This is a genomic window from Acidovorax sp. (assembly GCF_046291265.1).
GTDB lineage: Bacteria > Pseudomonadota > Gammaproteobacteria > Burkholderiales > Burkholderiaceae_C > Acidovorax.
Window position 1 is genome coordinate 116,122 of the sequence record NZ_JBKBTV010000007.1, and the last position, 6,557, is coordinate 122,678.

Consider the following 6,557-nt stretch of genomic DNA (forward strand, 5'->3'; position numbering starts at 1 on the left):
AACGGCTTTTTTGTTTCTCAGCGGCCATAAACCATCCCACCGATAGATGGTTTGGTTGGGGGTTGGGTTTTCACTCAATGCGGGAGGCTGCAAACGATGACTGCGTGATGAGCGTCCCGAGGCACCACCCATGTGCTCAGGCCTCTCCGCAGTCCCAAGCAATCGCACCAGAACGCAACTGCCGTTCGTTCTATTACCCAGTCCAATGGGCGGCGGCCCACAAAGTGCACCGCCGCCGAGCCGTTGGCTTACTTACTTGCGCAGCAAGGTTTTCAGCGCATTTTGCAAACGCCGCGCATTTGCGCTGTCGCTCGCACTGGCCAGTACACGCGCAGCATCCTGGCCCCAGGTTTGCGCTGGCGCAGGATCATTGCGGCGGGTCAGCAACTGCAGTTGCAGCATGCGCCGTGCAGAAATGTGCTCTGCAGGCGTAGGCACCTCAGCCGCCATCTCCAACCGCAACAATGCTTCAGACGCATCACCCTGTGGCGACGAGGACAAGGCTTGCGCCCAAGCACCACGCACCTGGGCCGTCACGCGACCACCGAGGTCTTGCGTGCCGGGGATTTGTTCCGCGTCGCGCTTTTCCCAAGCGGTGAGCAGCTGCGTCAGCGCTTCGCCGTGCGCCTGTGCCGCCAGCTTCTTCAGCGCCAACTGCGCGTGCTCCAGAGCGTCACGCTGCGCGCGGAAGGCCGTGTCGCCGAGGCGAGGCCCGCGATCTTCGTAGGCGGGACGATCTCCAAAACGACCTCCTCGGTCATTGCGATCACCAAATCGCGCATCAGCACGCGGTGCGCGGGACGCATCACGGTCTCCAGGGCGGCCATCACGGCGCTCGCCAGGGCGACCACCGCGACCCGGTGCGGTTGGTGCATCTTTTTTCATGCCGGGGCGATCATCGCCACGCACAGCCACTACGGGGCGGGCCACAGGCTTGGGAGCGGTCGGCGCTGGTGCGGGTGACTGGGCAGCGGCTTCGCCACCATCCTCTGCGGATGCATCTACGCCTGCATCTGCACTTGCATTTGCTTCAACTTCTGTAGCATCTTGGGCAGATTCCACAAGCGCTGCAGCCTGATTTGGCTCTTCTTTTTGAGCCGATGCCACCGCCTCGGCGGCTTGGGCCTGACCACGCAGGGCAGCCTCCAGTGCCTGCATGGCCGAGCGAATCTGCTGCGCATCGCCGGTGGCGTTGGCGGCTTCCAGCGCCTTGGAGGCATCCAGCACCACACGATCCCGCGCGCTCAACTCCGTGACGGCACGATCGCGGTCCGCCGACTTGCGGTTAAACGCTTCGTCAATCGGCTTGCGGAAAGCATCCCACAGCTTTTGCTCGTGTTTGCGATCCAGAGGCACGGTTTGCGCCTCGGCCTGCCAACGCTGCTGCAGTGCCTTGACGGCGTCGATGCGCAGCATGGGTGCGGCACCCAATGCTGTGGCTTCTTCGATCATGGCGTGGCGGCGCGCAAGGCTTTCCTTCTGCGCCGCCTCCAGCGGGCCCGCAGCCAGTGCAATGGCCTGCTTCCACAGCGGCTGCAGTTCGGCAAACAGCTTCTCGCCCACATGGCCGCCTTCGCGCCAGCGGTCACCAAACTGGTACAGCGCCCGGTTGATGGCCTTCCAGTCTCCAGACGCAGCATGCTCCTGGGCCCATGCCTTGACCTCTTCGATCAAGGCCAGGCGCTGGGCCTTGTGTTCTGCAGCTTCGGTGCGAATCTTGTCCAGCCACGCTTCGACCACCTTATGAGCGGAATTGCACGCCTCGTCAAATTTCTTCCACAGCGCGTGGTTGGGTGCTCCGCCTTGGTCAGCCTGCTTCCACTGCTCGCGCAGGTTGCGCAGCGTTTCCTGCATCTTGCGGCCGCCCAGGCCCTGACCCTCAGGCCGGTTCAGCAGGGCTTCGGCCTTAGCCACCAGGTCTTCACGCACCTGGTCCGCGCTCCAGCGCTGCCAACCCTCAAGCTCACCGGCAGCCACCAAGGCAGCGTGCACCTGCTGCTCCAGCGCATTGTCGATGTGTTTGCCCTGCACCTTGAGCACGGCGCGCAGTGCAGCTGCTGCGCCAGCGCTGGCTTTTCCATGGCCTTCTGCCGTTTCTTTTTCGAGCGTGGCCAGGGCTTCGCGCACCACTTGAGCCGCTTTTTCAGCGACCTCAGGTGCCACCTTGGGTTTCACGACACGTGCAGGCTTTGCCGCCGCTGCGGCAGCGGCCGCCGCGCCTGCCTCGGTGGGCAGCCCACGCGCAGAACGCAATTCATCGGCCCACACTGGTACGGGTGGCAGCGGCGCGTTGGCGTCTTCAGCGGCGGCCACAGCTTGCGCGATGGCAGGCTGGAAAGCCTCCCACACCACCAGCAACTGGCCACGCGACGCATCCAGCAGCGGTGGGAAGCGTGCTTCCACACTGGCCCAGCTGGCGTCACTGGTCAGTTCCTGCGCCTGCTCTTGCCAGCGTGCAACATCAGCACGCAGCAGTTCAAGGGCCGCATGCGCATCGCGCCAGGGCTTGGTAGAAAGCACTTCAATGCGCTGGGCCAGCAACACCGCGGCCTCGCGTTGCACCTGCACACGGTGCTGAAGGTCTTCAATCACCTTCACGCGGTCTGCGACCTGAACCTTCAGCAGTGAAAGCGGTTCGCGCGACAAAGGCGCGCCTGCTTTGGCGGCATCGCGCTGCCAAGCCAGGGCGTCGGCGATGTTGAGCTTGGGAGCTGCCAGCAGCGTTTGGGCTTTTTCGGCCCACTCGGCGGCAATGACCTCCTGGCCCTTGGCCCGGCGAATCTCGTCCAGGCGCTCGCGCACGGCGCGGGCTGCCCCCTTGTCTCGCCCGCTCAGCTCCTTGAAGACCTCCTGCAATTGCTCTGTCGCGGGCTGTGTGGCCAGCCAGTCTCGGATGCGGGAGGCGCGCTCGCCAGACGTAGCGGCGGAAAAGGCGCCACCGGTCAACGCATCAAGTGGATGCGGCTCGTGGGTTTTGGCCGGGGCCGGATTCACTTCAGGTGCGTCGGACATTTTGCTGCGGGAAAAAAATGGAAACATGGATCCAATGGATAACAAGAGCGCCCTCAAGCGCATTGCATGAGGGCCAGCCATGGCAGATGCACGTCATCAGCGTGCCAAGGCAATAAAGGGGCTATTTTCACCGGTTTCGGCAAACGGACCGCGGCGGCGCGCTATGCCACCCCAAGTGGGTGATCTGGCACAAGGCATTGCCATACAGGCTGGTGCGCTGCAGGCCCCGTCAGGAGCCCAAGGCTGCGAACGAATCACCGCCGCTCTAGGGAACAGCCCCCATTATCTATATATAAGAGCAAACAACCCAATTGTCTTGTTGCGGCACAAACAAGAAAGCCCGGCGGACAGTGCCTGAAGGCCTGCCTGCCGGGCTTGACGGCTGACACAACGGTCTTTGCCATCGGTCGACATGCGGAGATAAAGGTCCACATGGCGAGGAGGCAAGAGATTGCCTCCAAGGGTTGCCATGGAAGCGGCGTCTGCTGCACCTTGGCACTCAGTGCCCTCGGCGGGAGATTTCGCTTCGTCTGGCGATGCCTGAAATAGACAGGCAACTGCACCTTAACAAAGTCCTCTTCACAACTCAAATCGGATTCTCAATGGCAAAAACACCGTCGATTGAATTTGACATCCGCCGGTCACAACACGAACGGCTGCAGCCGGGCAGGATGGCGCAAAAACAGCCAAAACCTGTGCTTTTTTACATATTTTTCATAACTTAAGTATCTTAAAAATGGTTTTGTTAGTATTGACTAAGCATTAAGTGAACTTCTAGAATCCGCCAGCCCCAAAAACAGGGCTAGTAAAAACCCCAACCCGCTGCCGAACCCGGCTAAATCAAAACAGGGCACCAAGCACACCAAAGACGTGCAGCCCACTTGATGGCGTACCAATCCAGGCGATTTGCCGGGCAAGCGCAGTCCTCGACGACTGCTCTGTCCCCGGCCCGCTTCAGAAAGGAAGAGCTATGACAGCGTCAGGAAAAATAGTCTCCGGCGTGCGGACCTTCGTGGCCGACGTGACCGAAGGTTTTCTTGAAATCACCCACAACAGCTTTGCCCTCATCGGGCTGGCCGTTGCCTTCGTCGTCATTGCACTCACCGCCCGCCCCGACCTGCGTCAGGCGGGTGAAGAGCAATTGATGGACTGGCTGCGTGCGCGGCAGGTTCAGGTTCTCGGTATGCCCGTAGAGCCGGAAGCCAGCGAACGCGCCACCGCAGCCAACCCCAAGGACCTGCCCAAAGAGCAGGCGGCTGTGGCCTTCTGGCTTAGCAAAAAGTACCGCGTGGCTCCAGAGCCGCTGAGCGTGCTCGTGGCCGAGGCCTACGATATTGGCGAACGCGCCAAGATCGACCCGACGCTGATCCTGGCCATCATGGCCATTGAATCGAGCTTCAACCCATTTGCGCAAAGCTCGGTGGGCGCTCAGGGTCTTATGCAGGTGATGACCCGCGTGCATACCGACAAGTACCAAAGCTTTGGTGGCCACTTTGCAGCGTTTGACCCCGTGAGCAACCTGCGCGTTGGTGTGAAAGTGCTGCAAGAGTGCATCGCGCGTGCTGGCTCGGTAGAAGGCGGGCTGCGCTACTACGTGGGCGCCGCCAATCTGCCGGACGACGGGGGCTACGCCGCCAAGGTGCTGGCCGAACATTTCCGGCTGCGCCAAGTGGCCGGTGGCCGGGCGATGCCGACCAACCCGCCTCCTACGCTGTCAACACAGGCGCCAGTTCAGGTGGTACCCGTGGTGACGCCGCCGCCAGCCCCTTCGGCTGCGGCAGATAAAGTGGCCATGCTTTCCGGTCTGTGATTTCAGAACTCTGATTTGTACGTAGGCCTAACCTGCGGTGTCGGGCGGGCCTAAGCAAGCGGCTGGAAGTACCAGCCCGTTCCCGTCAGCTACACTAAGCGGGTACGCAACTGGCGATAGGCGCGCCACCCCGCAACAGGGTGTCGCCGCTGACGTGGAAACCGGCAAGGGCTTGCCTCTTGTGAACCACTGGGGAGCGTGCCGCAAGGGTCACAACCTTCGCGTTCAGCCGTTCGCCTGGGCAGCCCTTGTTTCAAGGGACACAAGTTCATAGGACTGCCAATCATGTACGACCGCAATATTCTTGTCGAACAAACCGACCCCGAGCTGTTTGCCGCCATCCAGGCCGAAAACGCGCGCCAAGAGCACCACATCGAGCTGATCGCCAGCGAGAACTACGCCTCCCCCGCCGTGATGTGGGCGCAGGGCACGCAGCTCACCAACAAGTACGCCGAAGGCTACCCTGGCAAGCGCTACTACGGTGGCTGCGAGCATGTTGACGTGGCCGAGCAACTGGCCATCGACCGCGTCAAGCAAATCTTCGGTGCGGAAGCCGCCAACGTGCAGCCCCATTGCGGCGCATCGGCCAATGAAGCCGTGTTCCTGGCCTTCCTCAAGCCTGGCGACACCATCATGGGCATGAGCCTGGCCGAAGGCGGCCACCTGACGCACGGCATGCCGCTGAACATGTCCGGCAAGTGGTTCAACGTGGTCTCTTACGGCCTCGACGCCAACGAAGCCATCGACTACGACGCGATGGAAAAGAAGGCGCACGAAACCAAGCCCAAGCTGATCATTGCCGGGGCCTCGGCCTATAGCCTGCACATCGACTTTGAGCGTTTTGCCAAGGTGGCCAAGGATGTGGGTGCGATCTTCATGGTGGACATGGCCCACTACGCTGGCCTGATTGCCGCTGGTGTGTACCCCAACCCTGTGCCGCACGCCGATGTGGTCACCAGCACCACGCACAAGAGCCTGCGCGGCCCCCGTGGCGGCATCATCCTGATGAAGGCAGTACACGAGAAGGCCATCAACAGCGCCATCTTCCCCGGCCTGCAAGGCGGCCCGCTGATGCACGTGATCGCGGCCAAGGCCGTGGCCTTCAAAGAAGCGCTGCAGCCCGAGTTCAAGACTTACCAGGAACAAGTCGCCAAGAACGCCAAGGTGGTGGCCGAGACGCTGACCGCACGCGGCCTGCGCATCGTGAGCGGCGGCACACAAAGCCATGTGATGCTGGTCGACCTGCGCGCCAAGGGCATCACCGGCAAGGAAGCCGAGGCCGTGCTGGGCGCCGCCCACATGACCATCAACAAGAACGCGATCCCCAACGACCCTGAAAAGCCGATGGTGACCAGCGGCGTGCGCATTGGCACCCCCGCAATGACCACCCGTGGCTTCAAGGAAGAAGAAGCGCGCATCACGGCCCACCTGCTCGCCGACGTGCTGGACAACCCGCGCGATGAAGCCAACATTGCGGCGGTTCGCGCCAAGGTCAACGCGCTGACCGCACGTTTCCCTGTCTATCGTTAATTTCGGTTCTCTCACCAAGCGCCCATGAAGTGCCCCTTCTGCAGCCACCTCGAAACGCAAGTCGTTGAAACACGGGTGTCTGAGGATGGGGTCTTCATCCGCCGCCGCCGCCAGTGCGGCGCGTGTGAGAAGCGCTTTACCACTTACGAACGGCCAGAAGTCAGCTTCCCGGCCATCGTCAAGAAAGACGGACGACGCATCGAGT

Annotated in this window: 3 protein-coding genes, 1 pseudogene and 1 riboswitch; of the genes and pseudogenes, 3 read left to right on the forward strand and 1 reads right to left on the reverse strand. The window is 61.9% G+C overall.

Going from position 1 to position 6,557, the window contains the following annotated elements:
* Positions 1-252: 252 nt before the first annotated feature.
* A complete protein-coding gene (locus ACK41V_RS04840; protein ID WP_409778594.1) occupies positions 253-3,039 on the reverse strand; it encodes a DUF349 domain-containing protein in 2,787 nt (928 codons plus the stop codon).
* A 943-nt stretch (positions 3,040-3,982) separates the two neighbouring features.
* Between ACK41V_RS04840 and ACK41V_RS04845 the strand changes: the two genes are divergently transcribed.
* The 3 genes and pseudogenes from ACK41V_RS04845 to ACK41V_RS04855 form a co-directional block, all read left to right on the forward strand.
* Positions 3,983-4,822 (forward strand): transglycosylase SLT domain-containing protein, encoded by an 840-nt coding sequence (locus ACK41V_RS04845; protein ID WP_409778597.1) that lies wholly within the window; start codon positions 3,983-3,985, stop codon positions 4,820-4,822.
* Between the two features lie 96 nt (positions 4,823-4,918).
* Positions 4,919-5,072, forward strand: a riboswitch (ZMP/ZTP riboswitch).
* Positions 5,073-5,107: 35 nt separating this feature from the next.
* A complete protein-coding gene (gene glyA / locus ACK41V_RS04850) occupies positions 5,108-6,352 on the forward strand; it encodes a serine hydroxymethyltransferase (RefSeq protein WP_409778599.1) in 1,245 nt (414 codons plus the stop codon).
* A 24-nt stretch (positions 6,353-6,376) separates the two neighbouring features.
* Positions 6,377-6,557: pseudogene (locus tag ACK41V_RS04855) on the forward strand (transcriptional regulator NrdR); the annotation flags it as partial.